The organism is uncultured Thiodictyon sp. (assembly GCF_903828115.1).
Classification (GTDB): Bacteria; Pseudomonadota; Gammaproteobacteria; order Chromatiales; family Chromatiaceae; genus Thiodictyon.
The window spans coordinates 1-1850 of the sequence record NZ_CAIKKU010000560.1 but is presented as its reverse complement, the minus strand read 5'-3'; the positions used below and the strand labels follow the sequence as shown (position 1 = coordinate 1850).

At 68.1% G+C, this 1850-nt stretch carries 2 protein-coding genes; one reads left to right on the top strand and one right to left on the bottom strand.

Annotated features, from left to right (window positions below; translation table 11 throughout):
* Nucleotides 1–68 precede the first annotated feature (68 nt).
* Complete coding sequence (gene trxA / locus QZY48_RS20830) at nucleotides 69–932, bottom strand: thioredoxin (protein WP_295434764.1); 864 nt, start codon at nucleotides 930–932, stop codon at nucleotides 69–71.
* A 122-nt stretch (nucleotides 933–1054) separates the two neighbouring features.
* Between trxA and trxC the strand changes: the two genes are divergently transcribed.
* Nucleotides 1055–1489, top strand: coding sequence for a thioredoxin TrxC (gene trxC / locus QZY48_RS20825; protein WP_295434763.1), 435 nt, complete (start codon nucleotides 1055–1057; stop codon nucleotides 1487–1489).
* The last annotated feature ends 361 nt before the right edge of the window (nucleotides 1490–1850 follow it).

Here is a 1850-nt window from a genome sequence, read left to right as displayed (position 1 = left end):
CGCTTCTTCGATTACGACAACGACAACGACAACGACAACAACGATTTTGTTGTGTTTAACTCGTTCTGTTAGTAGAGCACCGTCATCATCCGCGCCCGGAAGCGGGTCACCAGTTCGCCCTGGCCGCCCAGCAGGTCGAAAACGGCCACCATGCCCTTGCGCGCGGCGTCGTCCCCATAGGTTCGGTCGCGCTTCAGCAGGGCCAGCAGCCCCTCCAAGGCGCCCTCGAAGTCGCCGGCCAGCACCCGGTGGGCGGCGAGCAGATAGGCGGCCTCGCTGTCGTTGGGGTCGGCCGCCAGCCGCCGGGTCAGGTCCGCGGGGGTGGGGGCGCCGACCAGGGCCTGCGCGAAGCGTAACTGCCCGCGCAGGGCCGCCACCTCCGGGTCCTGGGCGAGTTCGATCGGCAGGCGCTCCAGTAGGGCGGCAGCGCCGGTCAGGTCGCCTTGCGCCGCCGTGAGTTGCACCTGCGCCAGGGCCACCCGGGCGTTGGCCGGGTCCTGCGCCTGCGCCTGCTCGAGCATGACCGCGGCGCGCTTCAAATCGCCGGCCGCCATCAGGTCCTGGGCCTGGGCCAGCAGCCCGTCCCCGGGCTGCGGCAGGTGCCGGTCCAGGAACTCGCGCACCTGCCCCTCGGGCAGGGCGCCCATGAACTGGTCCACCACCTGGCCGGACTTGAACAACTGCACCGTGGGCAGGTTGCGGATACCGAAATGGGCGGCCAGGGCCTGCTCCTCCTCGGTGTTGACCTTGGCCAGGATAAACTTGCCGGCGTAGGCGTCTGCCAGCTTGGCGAGCACCGGCATCAGTCCCTTGCAGGGGGCGCACCAGTCGGCCCAGAAGTCCACCAGGACCGGGCGGTCAAAGGAACCATCGATCACCACTGCTTCAAAGTTCGCGGCGGTGACTGTAACGATATAGGGGGATTGGGCCATGGGTGGGCTCCGGGGCTGGTGATTCGGTCTAATTGACGCAAAATAGGTGTCAGTGTCGGGGGAATCAAGCTCCGGCGCCCGGGCGCGCCACCCCGATCGACCCGTTACCCGAGGAACCCCCCATGTCCGAGAGTCTCCACATCATCTGCCCCGCCTGTGACGCCATCAACCGGGTCCCCGGCGCGCGCCTGGGGGCGGACCCCAAGTGCGGTCAGTGTCACCGCCCGCTCTTCACCGGTGCCCCGGTCGCCCTGGATGAGGCCCGCTTCGCCCGCTTCCTGGCCCGCGACCAACTGCCCCTGCTGGTGGACTTCTGGGCGTCCTGGTGCGGCCCCTGTCGCGCCATGGCCCCCGCCTTCGAGTCCGCCGCCCGCGGCCTGGAGCCGGCCTTCCGGCTCGCCAAGGTCAATACCGAAGAGGCCCAGGGGCTGGGCGCCCGCCTGGGGATTCGCAGCATCCCGACACTCGCCCTGTTCCGCGGCGGCGCCGAGGTGGCGCGTACCGCCGGTGCCATGGATGCCCACAGCATCGTCACCTGGGCCAGGCAGCATGGGTGAGGCGGGCCGCCGGGCATTGAACGATTTACCTCTTTCGTTCCCACGCTCCAGCGTGGGAATGCAGTGCCGACGCTCCGCGTCCCGTCTGGTTAGGAACCATTCACTGATAAGTTAACCAAGTCCCATTAGAGAATGCCGTTCGCGTCGTTGTCGTTGTCGTTGTCGTAATCGAGGTTATCGTAGTGCCCCGGATTCTCTCGCATCCTAAATTGGGCCTTGATCATAACCCCGGCCAAGCCGCACCGGCGAGCGCACGCGCTTAAGCCCGCGCGGACGCTGGGAGCGCCGCACCCCAGTGCGGCGCGGCCTCGCGAGGGACCGCGGCGTTGCGTTCTGCCGATAGGCCGCGCCGCACTGGGGT